This is a genomic window from Dyella sp. SYSU CM1112, from assembly GCF_058216415.1.
On sequence record NZ_JBZEGI010000145.1, the window covers coordinates 1 to 266 of the forward strand.

General features: G+C 62.8%; 1 pseudogene. It reads left to right on the forward strand.

The window, feature by feature from the left end:
* A pseudogene (locus AC4HNJ_RS21990) lies at window positions 1-263 on the forward strand (MFS transporter); the annotation flags it as partial.
* Window positions 264-266 lie beyond the last annotated feature (3 nt).

Below are 266 nucleotides of genomic sequence, written 5' to 3' on the forward strand. Positions count from 1 at the left end.
TGTCGCCGATCGGCCTGTCGATGGTGACCAAGCTTGCGCCACCACGCTTGGTGGGATTGGCGATGGGGGGGTGGTTTCTATCGCTGGCGGTGGGTGGCAACTTTTCGGGCTTGCTGGCCGGGCGCATCAGTGGCGAAAACGGTATGACGGCGGCTTCGGCCTGGAGCGGGTTCACCTTTAGTTTCTGGCTGCTGGCGGGCGCGGGCTTCGTGCTGCTGCTGATATCGCCCCTGATCAATCGATTGATGCACGGGGTGAAGTGAGCG